Source organism: Nocardia sp. NPDC127579, from assembly GCF_042672005.1.
Classification (GTDB): Bacteria; Actinomycetota; Actinomycetes; order Mycobacteriales; family Mycobacteriaceae; genus Nocardia.
In genome coordinates this window covers 335666-355779 of record NZ_JBHXVZ010000002.1, presented here as the reverse complement: position 1 = coordinate 355779, position 20114 = coordinate 335666, and the positions used below count along the sequence as shown (strand labels likewise).

Annotated in this window: 20 protein-coding genes; 9 read left to right on the top strand and 11 right to left on the bottom strand. The window is 67.6% G+C overall.

Features of this window, described 5'->3' with window-relative positions; genetic code table 11:
- Nucleotides 1-95: 95 nt before the first annotated feature.
- Complete coding sequence (locus ACFVMC_RS09210) at nt 96-452, top strand: hypothetical protein (protein WP_379208439.1); 357 nt, start codon at nt 96-98, stop codon at nt 450-452.
- Between the two features lie 61 nt (nt 453-513).
- On the opposite strand, the gene ACFVMC_RS09205 is transcribed toward ACFVMC_RS09210, so the two are convergent.
- The 3 genes from ACFVMC_RS09205 to ACFVMC_RS09195 all read right to left on the bottom strand — a co-directional run bounded on the left by ACFVMC_RS09205 (nt 514) and on the right by ACFVMC_RS09195 (nt 1714).
- Complete coding sequence (locus ACFVMC_RS09205; protein WP_379208438.1) at nt 514-753, bottom strand: hypothetical protein; 240 nt, start codon at nt 751-753, stop codon at nt 514-516.
- A gap of 107 nt (nt 754-860) precedes the next feature.
- Nucleotides 861-1187, bottom strand: a complete 327-nt coding sequence (locus ACFVMC_RS09200; RefSeq protein WP_379208436.1) for a hypothetical protein — start codon at nt 1185-1187, stop codon at nt 861-863.
- Nucleotides 1188-1258: 71 nt separating this feature from the next.
- On the bottom strand, nt 1259-1714 hold the full coding sequence (locus ACFVMC_RS09195) for a MarR family winged helix-turn-helix transcriptional regulator (protein WP_379209475.1): 456 nt from the start codon (nt 1712-1714) through the stop codon (nt 1259-1261).
- 74 nt (nt 1715-1788) lie between these two features.
- Here ACFVMC_RS09195 and ACFVMC_RS09190 point away from each other — a divergent pair, with 74 nt between their 5' ends.
- From ACFVMC_RS09190 to ACFVMC_RS09175, 4 genes are all read left to right on the top strand, one after another.
- Entirely contained in the window at nt 1789-3219 is a 1431-nt protein-coding gene (locus tag ACFVMC_RS09190) for an MFS transporter (protein WP_379208434.1), read from the top strand.
- A gap of 48 nt (nt 3220-3267) precedes the next feature.
- Nucleotides 3268-3864, top strand: coding sequence for a CHAP domain-containing protein (locus tag ACFVMC_RS09185; RefSeq protein ID WP_379208432.1), 597 nt, complete (start codon nt 3268-3270; stop codon nt 3862-3864).
- A 191-nt stretch (nt 3865-4055) separates the two neighbouring features.
- Nucleotides 4056-5195 carry a hypothetical protein gene (locus ACFVMC_RS09180; RefSeq protein WP_379208430.1) on the top strand — a complete coding sequence of 380 codons (1140 nt, stop codon included), beginning with the start codon at nt 4056-4058 and terminating at the stop codon, nt 5193-5195.
- A 202-nt stretch (nt 5196-5397) separates the two neighbouring features.
- Entirely contained in the window at nt 5398-6093 is a 696-nt protein-coding gene (locus ACFVMC_RS09175; RefSeq protein ID WP_379208428.1) for a DUF1906 domain-containing protein, read from the top strand.
- 1 nt (nt 6094) lies between these two features.
- Here the strand turns inward: ACFVMC_RS09175 and kstD are convergent, their stop codons facing one another.
- Both kstD and ACFVMC_RS09165 read right to left on the bottom strand, forming a co-directional pair.
- Complete coding sequence (gene kstD / locus ACFVMC_RS09170) at nt 6095-7777, bottom strand: 3-oxosteroid 1-dehydrogenase (RefSeq protein WP_379208426.1); 1683 nt, start codon at nt 7775-7777, stop codon at nt 6095-6097.
- Nucleotides 7778-7800: 23 nt separating this feature from the next.
- A complete protein-coding gene (locus tag ACFVMC_RS09165) occupies nt 7801-8400 on the bottom strand; it encodes a TetR/AcrR family transcriptional regulator (RefSeq protein WP_379208424.1) in 600 nt (199 codons plus the stop codon).
- Nucleotides 8401-8500: 100 nt separating this feature from the next.
- Here ACFVMC_RS09165 and ACFVMC_RS09160 point away from each other — a divergent pair, with 100 nt between their 5' ends.
- Both ACFVMC_RS09160 and ACFVMC_RS09155 read left to right on the top strand, forming a co-directional pair.
- Nucleotides 8501-10366, top strand: coding sequence for a protein kinase (locus ACFVMC_RS09160; protein WP_379208422.1), 1866 nt, complete (start codon nt 8501-8503; stop codon nt 10364-10366).
- A gap of 47 nt (nt 10367-10413) precedes the next feature.
- Entirely contained in the window at nt 10414-10836 is a 423-nt protein-coding gene (locus ACFVMC_RS09155) for a hypothetical protein (RefSeq protein WP_379208420.1), read from the top strand.
- Nucleotides 10837-10838: 2 nt separating this feature from the next.
- On the opposite strand, the gene ACFVMC_RS09150 is transcribed toward ACFVMC_RS09155, so the two are convergent.
- Both ACFVMC_RS09150 and ACFVMC_RS09145 read right to left on the bottom strand, forming a co-directional pair.
- Nucleotides 10839-11843: an alpha/beta hydrolase gene (locus ACFVMC_RS09150; RefSeq protein WP_379208418.1), complete on the bottom strand. Its 1005-nt coding sequence runs from the start codon at nt 11841-11843 to the stop codon at nt 10839-10841.
- Between the two features lie 71 nt (nt 11844-11914).
- Nucleotides 11915-13375, bottom strand: a complete 1461-nt coding sequence (locus tag ACFVMC_RS09145; protein WP_379208417.1) for a flavin-containing monooxygenase — start codon at nt 13373-13375, stop codon at nt 11915-11917.
- 199 nt (nt 13376-13574) lie between these two features.
- On the opposite strand from ACFVMC_RS09145, the gene ACFVMC_RS09140 reads away from it, so the two are divergent.
- Nucleotides 13575-14906: a lipase family protein gene (locus ACFVMC_RS09140; protein WP_379208415.1), complete on the top strand. Its 1332-nt coding sequence runs from the start codon at nt 13575-13577 to the stop codon at nt 14904-14906.
- Nucleotides 14907-14965: 59 nt separating this feature from the next.
- On the opposite strand, the gene ACFVMC_RS09135 is transcribed toward ACFVMC_RS09140, so the two are convergent.
- Nucleotides 14966-16150 (bottom strand): MFS transporter, encoded by a 1185-nt coding sequence (locus tag ACFVMC_RS09135; protein ID WP_379208413.1) that lies wholly within the window; start codon nt 16148-16150, stop codon nt 14966-14968.
- A 109-nt stretch (nt 16151-16259) separates the two neighbouring features.
- On the opposite strand from ACFVMC_RS09135, the gene ACFVMC_RS09130 reads away from it, so the two are divergent.
- Nucleotides 16260-16718, top strand: a complete 459-nt coding sequence (locus tag ACFVMC_RS09130; RefSeq protein WP_379208411.1) for a MarR family winged helix-turn-helix transcriptional regulator — start codon at nt 16260-16262, stop codon at nt 16716-16718.
- Nucleotides 16719-16760: 42 nt separating this feature from the next.
- Here the strand turns inward: ACFVMC_RS09130 and ACFVMC_RS09125 are convergent, their stop codons facing one another.
- The 3 genes from ACFVMC_RS09125 to ACFVMC_RS09115 form a co-directional block, all read right to left on the bottom strand.
- On the bottom strand, nt 16761-17861 hold the full coding sequence (locus ACFVMC_RS09125; RefSeq protein ID WP_379208409.1) for a hypothetical protein: 1101 nt from the start codon (nt 17859-17861) through the stop codon (nt 16761-16763).
- A gap of 495 nt (nt 17862-18356) precedes the next feature.
- On the bottom strand, nt 18357-19127 hold the full coding sequence (locus tag ACFVMC_RS09120) for a hypothetical protein (RefSeq protein ID WP_379208407.1): 771 nt from the start codon (nt 19125-19127) through the stop codon (nt 18357-18359).
- Between the two features lie 16 nt (nt 19128-19143).
- A complete protein-coding gene (locus ACFVMC_RS09115) occupies nt 19144-19875 on the bottom strand; it encodes a hypothetical protein (protein WP_379208405.1) in 732 nt (243 codons plus the stop codon).
- Between the last annotated feature and the right edge of the window lie 239 nt (nt 19876-20114).

Here is a 20114-nt window from a genome sequence, read left to right as displayed (position 1 = left end):
CCGACGGCCGCCGGGCTTCGTCGTGTCTTGGCCCCTTTGCACCGGAACCCCTGTCATGCGGGGTGGATTCACCCGCCCTGTGGTAGACCCGAGTCATGGCGACTGACGAAATGCCGCGTCCCGGCCACTGCATCCGGAGCCATCGATCGCACCGATCGATTCTGTCGTTCCGGTCCGAAGGCTCCATCCTGTCCATCGGCTCCGCCTACTCGATCCTGTCCATCGGCAGCGTGGGTTCCGTGTTGTCCGTCGGCTCCGTCGGCTCGTTCGGCGCGCTGATCTCCTCGGGGTCCTTCGCCAGCATCGGCTCGGTCTTCTCGGGCCTGTCCCGCTGGTCGATGTTCTCCTGGCGGGCCGATCATGCCGCGCCCGACTCCCGGCCCACCCTGCGCGTAGTCCCCGACGACGAACCCGATCTGCGGGTCACGCCGCTGAGCCACAGCCAGACCTAGGCTGGGGCCAGGCGCACAGCGAAGAGGGCCCCACCCACCGGCGAGGCCCTCCGGAGGTCGGCTACCGACCGGCGAGCCGCTGGATGCGTTCGCGCACCCGAGCCTCGTCCACACCCAGGCGCGCACAGGCGCCGGCCAGGTCGATCGCCGGAAGTGCCTGTGGCGCACGGCCACACGCGTCCAGCACGGCGACCGGACGGCCCTCGCTGGTCAGGATGACGCGCTGCTGTCTGCTGCGTTCGACGAGCCAGTCGATCCCGTTCAGGGCTGCGGTGGAGACCGGAATTCGTAATGGGCCCATGGTGTTCAGTGAACCCGACGAACGTCCGCGGCACACGTCGAACCCCGGATTAGGTGCTGATGGGACTGACGGTGCGCGAGTTCAATCCCCCTGGGGCACTACAGGACTCAGTGCCAGGTAGTGAACCGGCGACGTTTCGCCCAGCGACGGGCCCGGCGGCTGACGAGCAGGGCGGGCAGCAGCAGGACACCGGCCAGCAACATCGCGACCAGAAGCAGGCCCGCGAGAAGTTCGCCGAGCGCTTGCACAGCGGCCGGTACGACACAGGCCGCGGCCACGACGGCGAGTACGACGGCGGCGGCGGTGTGCCCCGAATCGGCAAGGATGGCGGACGAGGTGCCCAGGCCCGCCGCAAGTACCAGCCCCAGCACGCCGAGGAGGTAGTTGTCCCAGGATAGCCAGGTAGAGGGTTCGGTACTGCGGTGCTGTCCCACGGTCGCGAGCCTAGCGGGATCCGGTGCGGACACAACGGGTTCGCACCGGTTGTCCGCATCGATGTCCTCCCCTACGGGCGCGGCCAGGGGTTGCGTTCCTTCTCCTCGATCGACGCATTGAAGCGTGCGACGAGTTTGCTCAGTTGCTCCACATCGGCCGGATCCCAGTCCGCGACCACGGCCCCGATGCCGTCGCGGCTCTGCGCGCGGTCGTGCGCCATGGCTGCCAAACCCGCTGCGCTGGCCCGGATCTTGCGTGCGATCCCCCCGTCGGGGTCCGGAACCCGTTCCACCAGACCCTGTTTCAGCATCGAGCCCACTTGACGGTTGATCGTGGAGATATCGAGCCGGAACGCCTCGGCGAGTTCACGCAGGCTCAGCGGCTGGTCCAGTTCCAGCCGGATCAGCAGCAGATACGCGGAGCGGTCGAGCCGGAAGCCGGGGCGGCGTAGCACCGAGGTGGGGAAGTGCCGGGACAGCAGGGTCATCTCGTAGACCAGGCGCGGCAGCGCGGCAGGCTCGGGCATGCGCACCACTATGTCGGCCGCCGGGAGCCAGAGCAAATTGTGTGCCATACACACGATGTGTAGCGTACACATTCATGACCATCGCCGAGTCCCAAGCGGACCTCACCGACTCGAGTCCCGGGCCCCGCCGCCCCGCCGTGCTCATCGCCACGCTGGGCATGGTCGGCGTCGTCGTCTCGCTCATGCAGACGCTGGTCATCCCGATCATTCCGTCGCTGCCCACCCTGCTGAACACCTCGGCCGCCAACGCCTCCTGGGTGATCACCGCGACGCTGCTCGCGGGCGCGGTATTCACCCCGATCAGCGGCCGCCTCGGCGATATGTTCGGCAAGCGGCGGGTGTTGTTCGCGAACCTGCTGGCCCTGATCGCCGGATCCGTGGTGTGCGCGAGCTTCTCCTCGCTGCTGCCCGAAATCGTCGGCCGCTCGCTCCAGGGCGCGGCGGTCGGCGCGATCCCGCTCGGCATCAGCATCATGCGCGACGAACTACCCGCCGAGAAGGTCGGCTCGGCCATGGCCATCATGAGCGCCACCCTGGGCGTGGGCGGCGCGATCGGCCTGCCCGTCGCCGCGGCCATCGCGCAGAATGCCGACTGGCACATGCTGTTCTGGACCGCGGCCGCCCTGGGCGTGCTGTGCGCGGCGCTGGTCTTCGTCCTGGTGCCCGAATCGCCCGTACGCACCCCCGCCCGCTTCGACTTCGGCGGCGCCGTCGGCCTTTCGATCGCACTGCTGAGCTTGCTGATCGCCATCACCAAGGGTGCGGACTGGGGCTGGGCCAGCGCGTCCATCCTGACGCTGTTCGCGGTCTCGCTGCTCACCTTCCTGATCTGGGGCTACTACGAGCTGCGCCAAGCCGCCCCGCTGGTCGACCTCCGGGTGTCGGCGCGGCCCCGGGTCCTGTTCACCAATGTCGCCTCGATCGCGGTCGGTTTCGCCCTCTACGGGATGTCACTGACCTTCCCGCAGCTGCTCATGGCGCCGGAGCAGACCGGCTACGGCTTCGGTCTGTCCATGGTGAACGCCGGACTGGTGATGGCGCCCACCGGCCTGGTGATGATGCTGCTCTCGCCGGTCTCCGCGCGGCTGTCGGCGGCGCGCGGCCCGAAGGTCACCCTCATGCTGGGCTCGGCCGTGGTCGCCCTGGGCTATCTGCTCGCCGTGCTACTCATGGACAGCGTCTGGCAGATCATGCTGGCGTCGGTGATCTGCGCGGGCGGCGTCGGCCTGGCCTACGCCGCGATGCCCGCACTGATCATGGGCGCGGTGCCGATCACCGAGACCGCCGCCGCCAACGGCCTGAACTCGCTGATGCGCTCGATCGGCACCTCCACCTCGGCGGCGGTGATGAGCGTGGTGCTCGCGCACCTGACCATCCAGCTCGGTTCCCATGTGCTGCCGTCGCGCGAGGCCTTCCACACCACGTTCTTCATCGCGATGGCGGCGGCGGTGGTGGCGATCGGGCTGACCGCGTGTATTCCGATGGGCCGCAAGGCACAATCCTGATCGATTCGTAGACTCGGTCCTACGACCGCGCGAACGACCGGGGGAAATATGGACAAGCGGAGAATCGGCCGCCTGGTGACACTGGCCGTGGCGGTGACCGCACTCGCGGTCGCCGCCGTGCTGGGAGTGCGCCTGTGGCAACAACATTCGCGCGACTCGGCGGTCGTCGGGGACAACCTCACCGAGTTCCCGGCCCTGGACGACACGATGCTCAGCGCCGAGCAGGCCCGCCTGGTGGCGGTGCTGCGGCACGAGTTCGACGAGCCCGGCGGCGGGACGAAATACGCCGAGGGCCAGGTCGAACCGTGGTGCGCCGATTTCGTCAGCTGGACCATGCGGGCGGCCGGTCTGCCGCTGACCAATCCGAACTCCGGCTCCTGGCGCATTCCCGGCGTGTACACGCTGCAGGAGTACTACGAGAGCGCCGGACGTTTCACCGGCCTGAACGGCGCCGTGCCGAGCACCGGTGACGTACTGCTCTACAGCGACGCCAGCCCGTTCACCCAGCACACCAATATCGTGCTGACCTACGCGGACGGCGTGGTCACCACGATCGGCGGCAACGAATTCGACGAGGTGCGGGTCAGCCGGTTCGTGCTCGCCGACATTCCGGGCGTCGTGGGATTGGGCAAGTTACACAGCTGAGACGGAGACCGCGCGCGGGCACCTTACGATGGAGTAGGCAGCGCCCGGCAGCGCTGCCTACTCAGGGGCCCTGTCCTGCTACCCCCTCATCAGCAGGACAGGGACCCGCCTGTTCGAGGCGGCGCAAGTTCCCCGAAACCTCGGTCGCGTAGCGTGTCCGATGTCCGTCTTCAGGTAGGGGTTCCGCAACAGTGCAACCGATCGAAACCATGCCGAGTCTTGATCCGCGCTGGATCGACTACGCCGAATTCGGAGAACGCTTCGTCGCCCAGGCGGTGACCCGGGAGCGGATCGCGGCCGCGGTCGCCGGAATGGCCGGTCGCGGGGTCAGTATCGGCCCGTATTCGCTCGGCCCCGCGGGCCTGGCCGGGTTCGTCGCCGAAGGCAAGGTCGGCGAGCCGGTCGTGTTGCGCCAGGACCCGCACGTCGTGTTCGAGGTCACGGTCCCGCTGTCGTTATCGGTGAAAGTACTGCTCGGTGGGAAGAAGCTGCGGCTGTCGGCCGTGGTCGACGTCGATATGACGCTGCACGCGCGCACCGCGGATCCGGTACTCATCGTCATCGACATCCCGCCGGTCACCACGCGCGATGTCAGCTTCGTGCTGCGTGCCCAGGCCATCGAGTCCTCCTGGGAGTGGGTGCTCGGACCGCTGGCCGGCATGGTGCAGAACGAGGTCGCCAAGCGGGTGAACACGATTCTGGGCGAACCCCAGGCGCGGCGCGGGCGGGTCTTCGACGTCGCGGCGATCATCGACGGCACCCGGTCACCGCACCGGGACCGGACCGTTTTCGACTGGATCGACTACGGCGAGTTCGGTCATCGCTTCTTCGAGCACATCGTCACCCGGAACCGGGTCCACGAGGTGGTGCGCCGGATGGCGGGCCGCCCGATCGAGGTCGGACCGCTGCGCACCGGCCCCGGACGCAAGGCGACGGTCCACGTGCGCGGGTCGATCCTGGAACCGGAGCTGACCGACCGCACGGCCGAGCTGGTCTCCTTCGACCTGCTGCTGCCGGTCGGCCTGGACATCACCGTCGACGTGCTGAAATCCAATCGCTATCGGGCCGATGTGCGGATTCCGCTGGTGCTGACCGCCCGCGCCGCGGACCCGCTGTCCGTCGTCATCGATGTCGACCCGCTCGACGTGGCCGACATCGAGCTGGACTACAGGGCCGAGGGCAGGCGCGCCGCCACTCTGGGCGCGCTGGCCGGGATCAAGAAGCAGGTGGTCGCCCAGGTCGCGAGTGTGGTGCGCAAGGAATTGGCCGATGCGTCCGGCCGGACGATCGATGTCGCCGCGCGGATCGGCGGAACCGCGACTCGTCAGTGACCCTTGGGACTCGTGTGATGAGTGTGTCCGATGGGTCTGGCGGTTCCCCTGTGAATATGGTGAAATGAGTTTACGTTCGAGGCTCCCGGCGCGCGGCTGCCGCAAGACAGCCACCTTGGGGAAGGTGCGCCGGGCACGCTGCCCATAAAGGTGCGCCTTTCTTTCCGGCGCACCCCGCGGTTAGTGCGAAGGAGTCTGCGTAATGGAGTTGTCCCGGCGTTCCCTTTTCACCTGCGCGGCCGCTGTCACGGCACTCGGCCTGACCACGCCCCGCCTGTCCGCCCAACCCATCGGCACCCTGCTCGATTACGCCGGCGGCGTGCCCTCCGTCGACGCCATTCTCGCCGCGGGGCATCTCGGCGCGATTCGCTACGTTTCCGATCGCCGGCCCGGCGCGGAATGGATGGTGGGCAAACCCCTGCTGGCCGGGGAGGCCGACGCGCTGCGGGCGGCGGGCCTACAGATCGTCTCCTGTTACCAATTCGGCAAAGGCCCCACCGCGGATTGGCGCGGTGGATTCGAAGCCGGCCGGGAGCACGCCGAACGCGGGCTGCAATTACACCTGGAGGCGGGCGGCCCCGACAACCGCCCGATCTACACCTCCATCGACGACAATCCCAGCGCCGAGGATTTCGACGCCATGATCCGCCCCTACCTGGAGGGCTGGGAATCGGTCGTCGGACACGAGAACACCGGCGTCTACGCCAACGCGCCGACGATCGACTGGGCCTTGGACGCGAGCCTGGGTTCCTATTTCTGGCAGCACAATTGGGGCACGCCGGCCGGATATGTGCATCCGGCGGCGCATCTGCACCAATTCGAAATCGACAAGCGCGTCGTCGATGGAATCGGTGTCGACCTCAATCACATTCTCGCCGAGTCCTACGGACAGTGGTGACTCAGCCGTCGACCACGACCGCGGCGGCGGCGTGCCGGGCCGCGAGGTAACCGAAGACCAGGGCGGGGCCGATGGTGGCGCCCGGCCCGGCGTAGGTGTGGCCCATGACCGGCGCGCTGGCGTTACCGGCGGCGTACAGGCCATCGACCGGGCCGCCGTCGGGACGTAGCACGCGGCCGTCCACATCGGTGACCAGACCGCCCTTGGTGCCGAGATCGCCGGGCACCATGCGCGCGGCGTAGAACGGACCCTGCTCCAGCGCACCGAGATTCGGGTTCGGCCGCTGGCGCGGATCACCGTAGTAGCGGTCGTAGGCGCTCGCACCGCGACCGAAATCCGCGTCCCGGCCGGTGTGCGCGAAGGTGTTGAAGCGCGCCACGGCGGCGGTGAATCCGGCGGCCGGAACTCCGATCCGCTCGGCGAGCTCGGCCAGCGAATCCGCGCGGACGATCGCGCCGGATTTCAGCCAGCGGCCCGGAATCGCCTGGCGCGGGGCCAGTCCGGCGAACGAGTAGCGGTTGCGGTAGCGCTGATCGAAGATCAGCCAGGCGGGCAGGTTCTCGGCCGGACCCGGCCCCTGCCCGTGCGGGCCACCGTACATCCGGTGCGTGGCCTCCACATAGGGCAGCGATTCGTTCATGAACCGCTCCCCGCGCGCGTTGACGATCAGACTGCCGGGCAGGTTGCGCTCGGCGAGGCAGAACCACGGCACCCGGGGCAGCGGAATCGAGGGGCCCCACCACGCGTCGGCCATGAATTCGACTGCCGCGCCGACCGATTGGCCCGCACGGATGCCGTCGCCGGTATTCGCTCGCGCACCGACGGTCCACTCGGTGCCGATCGGCGCGCGCTGGTACCGCTCACGCATCTCCGCGTTGTGCTCGAAGCCGCCGGCGGCGATCACCACGCCGCGCCGCGCTTCGATCCTCCGGTCGACACCGTCGTGACGCACCACGACACCGGCGATCCGGCCGCCGTCCTCGCGCAGGGCGACCAGCGAAGTATCCAGCCACAGTGGGACATTCGCATCGGCCAGGCCCACCCGGAGCATGGCCATCAGCGCCTGTCCGCGAGCCAGCAGATGCCGGCCGAGCAGGTGCGCCTTCGCCCAGCGGGCGCCGACACCGATCGCACGGGGCAGGAAGCGCGGATTGCGCAGCCCCAGGTGCAGCTGCCGGAAATCGGCCTGGGTGAGCACGAAGTTCTTCGGGCCCGCCGCGTAATCCGGTTCCAGCGTGGCCAGTTCGGAGCCCAGCTGCCGCGCGTCGAACGGCTTCGGTTCCACCGAGCGACCATGCGCCCGACCGCCTGTCGCCTCGGGGTAGTAGTCGGAATAGCCTGGGACCCAGCGCATCTCCAATGGCGAATGCCGTGCGAGGAAGTCGAAGACCTCGGGACCACGGTCGATGTAGGTGTCGATTCGGGCAGCGTCACCGTGCTCGCCGACGATCTCGGTGAGATAGCTCCGGGCAGCTTCGAGGTCGTCGGCGGGGGCATCGCGCCGCAGCGCGGCATTGCCCGGAATCCATACCCCGCCACCGGAACGCGCCGATGAGCCGCCCCAGTGCGCCGCCTTCTCGATGACGACGGCGCTCAGGCCGTGGCGCGCGGCCGTGATGGCCGCGGCCATTCCGGCGGCACCCGACCCGATAACAACCAGGTCGAAAACCTTGGTGTCCTGCATGATTCGATCCTGTTCTCGAAATTTCAACGCCAGCGCCGGTCACGGACGGCGGCGAGGGCTCCTTCGATACACACCGGCAGCGAGGCCGCCGCGTTGTCGGGACTACGCAGCCACTGGAGGTAGCCGAATTCGGCGGCCGCGAGCATGAGATGCACCAGCAGGCCTGGACGACTGTCGGTTTCCGGATCGCCCGACATCCGTTGCGCCACCAGTTCGATCAGGCGGGCCCGATGCTCCGGCGGCACCAGCGCCACCCGGTCGAGCAGGTGCGGCGCGCTGCGGAACGCGGCGCGCCACTGCTCCAGCTCGGCGGCCGCCTGTTCGGTCGTGCGGGTCAGAATCGCCTGCGCGAGTGCGTCATCCGCGGCTTCGGCGGCCGGGCGCTGCTCGAGCAGGGCGGCGATGCCCGCGCCGCCCTCACGCACCGGATCCAGCAGCAGATCCTCCTTGTTGCGCACATGCCGGAAGTAGGTGCTCGGCGAGATCTCGGCGGCGGCGGCGATCTGCTCGGTCGTGACCGCGTCGAAACCCTTGCGCGCGAACAACTCGAACGCGGCCCGCTGAATCTCGGCCCGCACCTGCCTGCGCTGCCGTTCGCGCAACGGCACTGTTCCACCTGCCATGCCTGAGAGTATCTCCACATATGACAGTCTCTGTCAACAAGATGTTCACTCTCATAGCAGCGCTCTCGCGCCGGAGCGGCCGAACCCATAGGCTGACGCCGTGATTTCCGGGCGGACAGTGGTCGACGGGCGTTTCGAGTTGATCGAGCCGCTCGGCAGCGGTGGCATGGGCACGGTGTGGCGCGCCCTGGACGTGATGCTGCACCGCGACGTCGCCCTCAAGGAAGTACGACCGGACGTCTCCCCCGGCGCCAGCTCACCGGCCGTGCAGCGCGAACGCGTGCTGCGCGAGGCGCGGGCGCTGGCCCGCATCGGGCATCCGAATGTGGTTGCGCTGCACCACATCGTCAACTCCGAGTCGGAAACCCATCCGTGGCTGGTGATGGAACTCGTGCGCGGGCAGAGCCTGGCCGATCGGCTGACGGCGGGACCGCTGCCGGTCGCGGTGGCGGCGCGGCTCGGACGCGGCGTCCTCGCGGGCCTGCGGGCCGCACACGCCGTCGGCGTGCTGCATCGCGACGTCAAACCCGCGAATGTGATGCTGCGCGAAGATGGTTCGCCGGTGCTGACCGATTTCGGCATCGCCGCGATCGACGGATTGAACGGACTGACCTCCACCGGACACCTGGTCGGCTCGCTGGAATACGTCGCGCCGGAACGGCTCGGCGGCCAGGAGGGCCTGCCCGCCTCGGATCTGTGGTCGCTGGGCCTGGTGCTCTATGTCGCGGTAGAGGGTTTCCATCCGATGCGGCGCGAGACCACGGTCGCGATCCTGGCCGCCGTACTCGCCGGTGAGGTGCCCCCACCGCGGCGCGCGGGCGCCCTGACGCCGCTGCTCGAGGCGCTCCTGGTACCGGATCCGGCGCGGCGGCCGACCGCCGAGCAGGTGGATCAGCTACTGGCGCAGGCACTTTCCGCGGATGGCCCGACTCCGCCCGCCGCGCCGCGGTACGCCGAACCGGAGGCCACCACGCGCACGTCGGTCACACCCGCCGAGGGATATCGGCCGACACCGCAGCGGCTCGAATCATCGGCCCCGCACCCGCCGGCGAACCAGACCTCAGCTCCGCACCAGCCCGCAGGCCAGCCGCCGGCGTCGCACACTCCCGCAGGCCAGTCACCGGCATCGCACACTCCCGCAGGCCAGTCACCGGCTCAGCACTCCCCCTCGGCTCTGCCCCAATCGCCGGGGCGATACTTTGCCTCGGCAATTGGGGCAGATCATCGATCGGCACCACGTCCACCGCTAGGACGATCTTCCGCACCTCAGCCGTTGGCCGAGCACTCGACGCCCTCGGTCCAGCCGATCGACAAGCCGACCGCCACACCGGCCAGTCGCACGCGCCGCGCGGTTTTCGCGGGTCTCACCCTCGCGGTGGCCATCGCGGGCGGCACGACCATCGCGCTGTGGCGGTCACCGGAGGACACCGTGGGCCAGCCGCCCGCGACCAGTCGGGCGGCGGCCGCGGTTGAACCCGGCAGTCCCTCGGCCGAACCCGACACCGGGACAGACCTTTTCGATCCGGCCGCCCTACGCACCGCCATAGCCGCGATCGAAAAGCTATCCGGCAGTCTGGAATTCACCGAAACCAGGATCTACCCGGATCGCGTGTCGACCGGCGCGCCGCTCGCCGACCGCCCGTCGGTCTACGACCTCTTCGAATACGACCGCGATATCCGGGCAGCCGAACGGACAGGCCCCGGCGGGCAACTCACCGACGCCACCATCCGGCTCGGCACGATCGATTGGGACCTGATCCCCGCCCTGTTCCGAACCGCGGAGCAGACTCTGAACGTCCCGAAACCCACTATCCGCTACATCATGGTGGATCCCACCTGGGCCCACAACGACGACAAGCCGACGCTGCTGTTCTACCTCATCGACGACTACAGCGCCGCGTACCTGGCCGTGAATCTGGACGGCTCGTTCGTTTCGAGCTATCCCGCGTCACCGGGCGGCGGGTAGGCTCGGCGCAGGTCGGGGCGTGCCGGAATCGCAGGAGGTCTCGTGTCATGAAGCTCGTACGCGCGTTCGCCGTCGGCGCGGCCATCGCGGCCGCCGGTGTCACCTCGACCGGGATCGCCGCGGCGGATCCGGTGACCATCCCGTTCCAGATCAATCCGGCCCCGTGGGGCAATCCGAACGGCAGCTTCGACGCGCCCGCGCCGCGGTGCGCGGCGGTGGTCGGTGAGCGGCCCGGCACGGTGTCGATCACCGGGAACAAGCCCGGCCGCTGGGGCTGCATGCTGTCGTCGCCGGTGCGGTGGCTGAACCTGAACACCGGCGCCACCGGTGTCGCTCAACTGTCCGACGGTCTGCACGGGTTCCCGCCCGAGACGGTCATCGAGACCGGTCCCGGGCAGGTCGCGCTCATGCTCACCTCGGTCGGCGGCGGGCCGATCACGCCGGGCCTCGCCACCTTCTACGTGCCCTGATCTCAGGCGGGGATGCCCATGCCCTCGGCCAGCAGCGGCCACGACTTGTGCAGCGCCTCTTCCCAATACGGCCAGTAGTGGGTGCCGACCGGGTTGAACTGGTAGGTCGCGGGGATGTTCAGCGAATCGAGGCGGTTCTTCAGGTTCATCGTGCAGGCGTTGGTGGCGCCCTCGATGAACATGCCGAGGCTCAGGTTGACCGCACCCATCGCGCCGGGCGCCTGGTTCAGGTAGTAGAGCACGTCGGCCGCCACCGGGATACCGCTACCGCTGGAGATGTAGAGCTTGGTGCCGCGCAGCTTCTCGGCGTTGATGACCGGATCGTTGGCGGTCCACAGCGGGCTGTTGTCGGGGCCGTACATGTTCTCGGTGTCACCGCCGGCCCAGGTCTCGACCGAGAACTTGACGGCCTGCTTGCCGACCGGGTCGGCGATCTGCGCGCAACCGCTGTAGGCGGCGACCGTGCTCCACAGGCCCGGCTTGGCCTCGGCCAGTTGCAGCACCGAGGTGCCGGAGGTCGACAGGCCGGCCAGTGAGTTCCGGCCGGTGGAGTTCAGGGTGCGGTCCAGCAGCGGCGGCAGCTCTTCGGTGAAGAAGGTGCGCCACTTGTTGTTGCCGAGCTTCGGGTCCGGCTGCTCCCAGTCGGTGTAGTAACTGCCGCGGCCGCCGATCGGCAGGACCACATTCACCGGCTTGGTAGCCAGGAACTCCAGTGCGTCGGTCTGGGCCTGCCAGCTCGCGCTGCCCTTGCCGCCGTCGAGTCCGCTCAGCAGCCACATGTTCGGGGCCGGGGTCGACTCGTCGACCGGTCGCTGCACGTCGACCTGGATCTCGGTGTCCATCGCCGCCGAGTAGACCTTCAGATGCCAGTTGCGTCCATCCTTGACGATGGCGGTGACGGCCGAAGATTTCTCCGGGGCCGCCGTGGCGGTGCCGCCGAGCGGCGTCAACGAGAGGGCGGCGGCGAGGGCGATCGCGGCGGTGTTACGCAGGGCAGAGAACTTCACCGGATTTAAGTCTTCCACCGAGGCCGAACTGTTACACAACGGTGTTCCTGATCACCGTCGGTCGCGAAGAATCACCGAGCCGACGTCCGCAGCGTGAAATCGTCGTCATCCGGGGCGGCCAGCATCGATTCCATCCGCGCGCGATCGAAGGGCAGCAGATCGATGGCGCCACCCTCGGTGAAATACCAGGAATTGCAGCCGGTATTCCAAACCGTGGGGCCCAGCGCCGCGGTGACCTCTGCTTCGAACCGTTCGGTCGCGGCCGCGGTGACCTCCACGGTGTCGAATTCTCCGGTCTGCCAGCGCGCGATCCAGGCAGCGATGTAGCGCGCGGTGATCTCCGCCGCGTGATGCAGCGGAATCGAGCCGGTCGGTGAATTGGGCCCGAGCACCGTGAACAGATTGGGGAAGCCCGGCAGGGCGGTCATCCGATAGGCGCGCGGACCTTTCGCCCAGGCCTCATCGATCGAAAGCCCGTCGCGGCCGATCAGATTCATCGGCCGCATGTAGTTGTGCGCCTGGAATCCGGTGGCGAACACGATCAGATCGACGGCGTGCTCGCGGCCGTCGGAGGTGCGAACCCCGGTCGGGGTGACGGCCTCGATGCCCTCGGATACCAGTTCGGTATTTCGGGCGTGCAAGGCGCGATAATAGCTGCCGGACAGGACCTGCCGCTTGCACAACGGCTCGTAATCGGGCGTGAGCCGGGCACGCAGTTCCGGATCGCGCACCTGCGCCCGCAGGCTCAGCCGCGCGTATTCCTGCACCGCACGCCGCCGCCAACTGGGCCGGGTGACGATATCGGTGAACAATTTCGCACCGATCATGCCCGCCCGGTAGAGCGCCTTGTTCACATCCGGCAGCCGGTCCAGCACCGCGCCGACGGCGGCGGGCTGCGGCAACCACATGGGCGCCCAGATGACCCACTGCGGGCTGCGCACGAAATGGGTCAACCGCTCGGCCTCGGGCTGCAAGGCCGAAACCACCTGCACGCCGGTCGATCCGGTGCCGATCACCGCGATCCGGCGTCCGGCGGTCCGCACGCTGTCGTCCCAGCGGGCGGTGTGCACGATGTCGCCTTCGAACTGGTCGAGGCCCGGGATATCGGGCTGCGCCGGATGGTGCAGCACGCCGGTGGCCGCGATGACGAAGTCCGCCGCGTACTCCGCGCCGTCCCCGGTCCGTACCCGCCATTCGGATCCGGCGAACCGGGCATCGACCACCTCGGAGTTCAGCCGGATCAGCGGCCGCAGGTGGTATCGATCCACCACGTCGGCGAGGTAGCGCTGGATTTCCGGGCCGGGCGCGAAGACCGCCGACCACTTCGGGTTCGGTGCGAATCCGAACTGATAGAGCTGCGAGGGCACGTCACAGGTCAGGCCGGGATAGCGGTTCCAGTGCCACACCCCGCCCACGTCGGCGCCCTTCTCCAGGATGGTGACATTGCGGAAACCCTTGCGCTGCAAGGTGATCGCGCTTGCGATACCGCTGACGCCCGCGCCGATGACGACGATTCGCGGTTCCCGCCTCATGACCGATCTCCCTCGATGGATACCACCAGTATTCGAATACTGACGGTATTTCGAATGCCACGGTCTGTCAATCGGCACTGCTTGTGCACATGCACAACCCGCGCCGACGAGCCTCGGCCGGATGCCGATAGCGGGCGGCCCGCCCATGCGGTGTGCTGTAGACATCACTGCTGAACAGGAACAACGAGGTTACTGCGACATGGTCAGGAAGAATCTCCGACGGCTGGCGCTGACGCTGACATCGGCGTGCGTGCTGGCGAGCGGCGCGGCGGCGTCCGCACAACCGGGACTCCCGGCCTTTCCGCCGGATCAGAACCAACTGCCGCAATTGCCGGCGGAACCGCAACTCTACGATCTACTGCCGATTCCGACCCCCGCCGAGGATCCTTGGTACGCCGATCCGCCGAATCTGGAATCGTTCGCGCCCGGAGCGGTCGTGCGCTCACGTGAGGTGCAGACCCGGCTGCTCGGAATTCCGTTCCCGGTATACACCAAGCAATTGCTGTTCCGCTCCAACGACGTCCACGACAATCCGATCGTCACCGCGACGACGGTGATCGTGCCCGGGATCCCGTGGCAGGGCAGCCCGCGCCCGGTGGTGTCGTTCCAGGAAGCGATCGACTCCACCAATTCGGCCTGCAATCCCTCCTACACCTTGCAGACCGGCACCATGAAAGAAGCCGCGCTGGCGGTGTATTGGCTGATGCAGGGTTTCGCCATCAACGTCCCGGACTTCGACGGCAAATTCAATACCTTCAACACCTACGCCGAGGGCAAAATGGTGCTGGACAGCCTGCGCGCCATGAAAAGCGATGCGGGCCTCGGCCTCACCGACTCCGGCATCGCCCTCTACGGCTATTCCGGCGGTGGTTCGGGTTCGCTGCGGGCCGCCGAATTGCGGCAGAGCTACGCCCCCGATGTCCGGCTGCTCGGCACCAGCATCGGCGGGACGCCCGGAAACCTGGTCGAACAGGCGCGATTCGCCACCGAACAGCAGCCCGGGCTCACCGGCATCAGCAACTTCACCATGTGGCTGGGCTTCGCGTCGCTGTCTCGTGAATATCCCGAGGCGTTCGACGCCCAGGAACTGCTGACCCCCGAGGGCCGGCAGATCCTCGCCGATTTCCAGAGCCGCTGCTATGCCACCATCGCCGCCACCGGCATGTATCGCCCGATCAGCGATTATTTCCAACCCGGCAAATCCCTGGAGGGCACACCGGAGGTCATGCGCGCGCTCGAGGACAACAGCCTCGGCAAACACATCCCCGATACCCCGGTGCTGTGGTGGCACGGCGTCTGGGACGAGCTCATTCCGCCCAGCCGGGTCGTGCTGCCCACCGCGCAGAGCTACTGGGATCGCGGCGCCGACCTGCGTTTCTACACCGTCCCCGTCCCCGAGCACGTGGTCAACGCCGTCACCGGCTGGCCCCCGGCGGTCGCCTGGACCAGCGCGCTGCTGCGCGGGCTGGCGCCCGGGCCGAAGTTCATGGCCGCCTTCGCCCCGCTGCCCGAAGGTTTCCCCGGCAGCTGAGGGGCACAGGCGAGGCGGACCAGGACCTGGTTCAGCGCCGACTCCGCGTGCCGCCGCGCTCACCCCACACCGACGAATTCTTCGGTCCGTTCCGGAGCCGGGGCCCCGCGCTCCAGCCGCCCGGAGACCATGGCCAGACCGAGGGCGGTCACCACCAGTCCGACGCCGACCCAGTTGGGTGCGGTGTAGCCGAATCCGGCGGCGATGACGGCGCCACCGAGCCATGCGGCGATGGCATTGCCGAGGTTGAACGCGCCGATGTTCACCGCGGAGGCCAGGGTGGGCGCGGCGGTGGCGTGGTCCAGGACGCGCTTCTGCAACGGCGGGACGGTGGCGAATCCGAGCGCACCGATGAGCACGACGGTGATCGCGGCCGCGACCTTGTTGTGCGCGGTCACCGTGAACAGCGCGAGCACCAGGGCTAGTCCACCGAGGGTGGTGTAGAGCATCGGCATGAGGTGACGGTCGGCGAACTTGCCGCCGATCAGATTGCCGAGGAAGAAACCGAACCCGAACAGGACGAGCAGCCAGGTGACCGAACTCTCCGCGAACCCGGCGACCTCGGTCATCATCGGCGCGAGATAGGTGATCGCGGCGAACACGCCACCGAATCCGAGCACGGTCATGGCCATCGCCAGCAGCACCTGCGGGTTACGCAGGACGGCCAGTTCACTGCGCAACCGGGCATCGCGGGGCGCCGGCTGTTCCGGGACCAGCGCGGCGATGCCGATCAGCCCGATCATCCCGATCAGCGCGACGAACAGGAAGGTCAGCCGCCACCCGAAGGCCTGTCCGAGCAGCGTGCCCAGCGGTACGCCGACCATGGTGGCGACGGTGAGCCCGGTGAACATGATCGCGATCGCTCCGGCCCGCCGATCGGCGCTCACCAGCGAGCCCGCGACCACGGCACCGATGCCGAAGAACGCGCCGTGCGCCAGCGAGGCCACGACACGGCCGGTCAGCATGAGTTCGAACGTCGGCGCGAGCGCGGAGACCACATTGCCCGCGACCAGTAGCACCAGCATGCCGAGCAACATGCGTTTGCGGGATATCCGGGTGCCGAGCCCGGTCATCAGCGGTGCACCGGCGACCACGCCGAGCGCGTACCCGGTGACCAGCAGTCCGGCGGTCGGAATGGACACCGCGTAGGTGTCGGCGATGTCGGGCAGCAGCCCGACGACCACGAACTCGGTGGTCCCGATCCCGAACGCCCCGAGAGTCAGGGCTAGCAGGGCGAGTGGCATGTGCGCAGCCTCCGGTCTATTGCGCGTGACTTTTACAAGCGCCAACAATAATTGCAGACACATTTAATTGCAAACGCGGGCTATTGCAGACGTCGTCTATCCTGGAGGCATGACCGCAGATACCGCGCTGACCGGCCTGGCCGATGGCTGGTACGCCCTGTCCCTGCTGCACGACCGGATCGAGGCGCAGATCGAACGCGCCCTGCAATCCGGCCACCAGCTGAGCGTGCGCGAATACTCACTCCTGGTCGTACTCAGCCGCCAGCACGACGGCCCCGGCGGGCACCTGCGGATGAATCAGGTCGCCGAGGCCGTCGTCCTCAGCCAGAGCGCCGCCACCCGGCTCGTCACCCGGCTCGAAGACCGCGGCCTGCTCCAGCGCTATCTCTGCCCCGACGACCGCCGCGGCATCTACACCGACGTCACCCCGTCCGGCATGGACCTGCTCGAACAGGCCCGCCCCACCCACGACACCGCGCTGTCCACCGCCCTCGGCCAGGCCGCCGCCGATCCCGAACTCGCGCCGCTGGTCACCGCCGTCGAAGCGCTCAACCGCCCGCGAAGCTGACGTTTCGCCGACGGCCACTTCGCCCCGGTGGATCGGGCCTGATCAGATCAGCTCCATCGTCGGCCCGCGGTGCAGGACGCGATAGATCCGATTGCGGATCGCGTTGGCCTCCGACGCGGACAGGGTGCGATCGATCGGCCGAAGGATCAGGCGGACAAGCAGATTCGCCTGGCCCGGGTGGATGCCGAGACGATCACGCGCGGCCGGCGGCAGCTCCGCGTAGTCCGTGCGGGCGCGAACCTCGACCGATTCGATCACGTCGAGCACATCCGGGAGACTCGCACGGACCCGGTCGCCCAGCGTTTCCTCGTCCTCGTCCTGATCGACCACGATGGAGATGTCGCGGCGCGCCGCCGGCAGCGGCGACACCTGTTGCCACGGGTCCAGAGTGAGCATCTGCGCGGCGTGCGCCCGCAAGTACCGGATATCGGGAATCGCCTTGCGCAACATGAGCGCTCGATCGAGTCCCAGGCCGAGCGCCAGACCGGACCACTGCCGCGGATCCAGACCGGAACCGCGCAGCACCTCCGGGTGGATCCGGCCGCATTCGGCGAGTTCGAGCCATTCGCCGGCCCAGCGCACATCGATCTGACGGCCGCCGACCGTGTACGGATGCACCGCGTCGGTGGCCCGCCAGGGTGCACCGGGCAGCACCGTGCCGACGACCCGGGCGATCAGATCGAGCAGGTCGTCATCGGAGGTGTGCGGGGAGCTGCGCAGGCGCCACAGATCGACCTGATGGGGTTCGCCGACATGCTGCCGATCCACTGCGTCGCGCCGGTAGACCAGACCCGGCACCACCAGCAGCTCATCGACATCCGAACGCCCGCAGTAGGTTTCGAGTATCGCGGGGATCTCCGCGCTGGTGTGGCTGCGCAGCATCACCGTCGGGCTGAGATAGCGGGTGTAGCGCTCGGCGCGGGTCACGTCACCGCGCGCGTAGCCGAGCCGATCGTAGTTGTCGCGCACCGCGACGATCGGCGGGTTACGCACATAGCGCGGGCTCGTGCCCCACGCCCGCGACAGCGCGTCGACCAGCGCGGCGAGCAGCGCCTGAATCGCGTGCGGACCGTGCGCGGGATCGGTCAGATCACGCACCTCGAGCGCGCGACGCAACTGTTCGACAGTCAAATAGTTGTGCATGGGAAGTCTCCTCGACGAAGGGCAGGGACGGCTGGACCCCCCGACCGTGCCTGCGGAGACTCGACGAGCTACTGGCGCGCGCGAGCAACCCCGCGGCCGATTCCCGGCCGGGGGTGCGTAAATCGCTGCTGGCGCATACGAAAATCATAGATTGCCGGTCGCCCAGCCATCTACTTCGAGGGATCCACGAGTCCGACGGAGTGTGGGAGAGCTACTGGGGGTCATGGCTTCCTGCGGCGCGCCCGGTTGACCCGCACCGCGTCCTGGATCAGCGCTCGGAAAGCCTCGGGGTCGAGTTCGTCGTCCACGGACAGATCGATCGACCGCCCCACTGGAGTGTGGAAACGTCGGGTTCCGCCTGCTTGATCAGCAACCGAATCTCATCGACCCGATCGATGTGCCAATCCGATGCCATGGCCTCGATATTAGAGGCCGATACCTGATCAGACGTCGAAGCGGAACATGACGACGTCGCGCAACCGACCAACGTGTGCTTCAGTTGAGCGTGACGAGGTTACGAACCAAAGCACCGAAACGTGCGGGGCTCGAGACGAATAGCTTTCGATCGACAGTTCCACGTTCTACGCGGGAAACCAGTTGGGCTAATGCTGCGGCAGCGTCACGTCGCGTGCCGGTCAGCGCAGCCTCTCGGAGCCGCCATGCCTTGATGCTGGCACCGTGGTGATGAGCTATTTCGAAGAGCGAGGAAAGATCGGCGACGTCCTTTCCCGCACATCGGCTTTTCCAGGCCAGGGCCTTCAAGATAACGGCCGCCTCGACGTCCGGGATCAGCACCGTGAAGCGGATTCGATCGCCATTGCGCAGAAGCACCTCAGCAGTGACCGCGAGCGGCGGTGACTGGATCGCCATACTCAATCCGGGTGCCGTGTCGAAACCACGGCCCTCTATCACGCTGGTCTTCCCTGTGTCGCCGAACGGCACCAACAAGTCCACAGCCATACGCCCCTCGGTGCTGTTCTTGCCGTACCGATTTCCCTTCTCGGCCGCATAGCCGAGCTCTTGAAGTCGCCGATGCAGGCTCTGGCCGGCGGCGACCGGGCGGCTGACGCCCGCGTCGGCGTCGGCGGTCCCGCGGATCTGTAACGACGGTGTCGGATAGGCGTGTATCAGCAGCTGCACCATGTGGCCACCAATGACACGGTATCCACCATCCTCATCGATATTGATACCGGCGGCTGCGTGCGCTAGATCCGCGAGGGCAAGAAATCCGAGGTCGGAAGCGTTCGACGTGGATATGATCTGCACCTGGACGGATCTCGGGTCAGCCACTGAATCCTCCGCCCGCTATCCGTGCCTTCAGACGTCCGGCTGCCTCATCGGCGGCAGGCCCTGTGCTTGTGTTTATCAGATCCCAGAGCGCGATTGCGGGATCGGCGATCCGATGCCGACGGCCCGCATTCATATGGGCCGCGACTTGGATAATTGTCGGGTCGTTCGGGACCACCACCTGCATGGTGGCGTCGAGACGATCGGAAGGAGTCAGCCCGACGGGGGTGAAATCAACCAACTCTGGAATGTAAAGCAGCGCAGTAGAGGGAACTTGCCACGGCGCATATTCGTCCGCCGCGAGATCTCCGGACGTCACCGACGGCAGCTCTAATTCTTCCAGCAGCTCACGCGCGGTCACAGCCTGCCTCGAAACATCGTCGAGCCCGTACCAGTAGGTCACCGTTCCCTTCGGGCCCGGATATTCGCTCAACCATGCTTCCAGCGCCTCGACAGACGCAGTCCAGCCATCTGGACCACGACTGACGTGCGGAATCAGCCGCAGCGCTTGCGATACCGCTTGTTGACTGATGCCCGTCAAGTCGGCCAGCATCGGCTGAGTCAACGGCCTTCCTGCCACGGCAAGGACTCGCTGGACGGCCCATCGACCCCATGCCGCACGACCGGTATTGTCGGATCCACCGTGTGTACCTGCTTCCGCCAGCACCTCACCATTGATCACCACGAAGTGCGGGTCGTCGGTGACCAAGTCGAATGCTCCCGACATGGCAGCCCTCGAAACTGCCGCGCCAGCGCTTGGCGCAACGTGCAAGGTTCGACCTGTCGAGTTCGATGAGCCGCTGTGCAGCAGGCTCATAGTCAGTCGTCGTGGCCATACTCGCAACGCCAACTCGACAAGGATTTCACTTCGCGGATCCCTGATAGCCAGGCTGCCTGGCGTACCGCCTACTACCTGAACACCGGCACGGCGAAGCAGACCCACTAGGTCTCGCTGTGGACTCATGT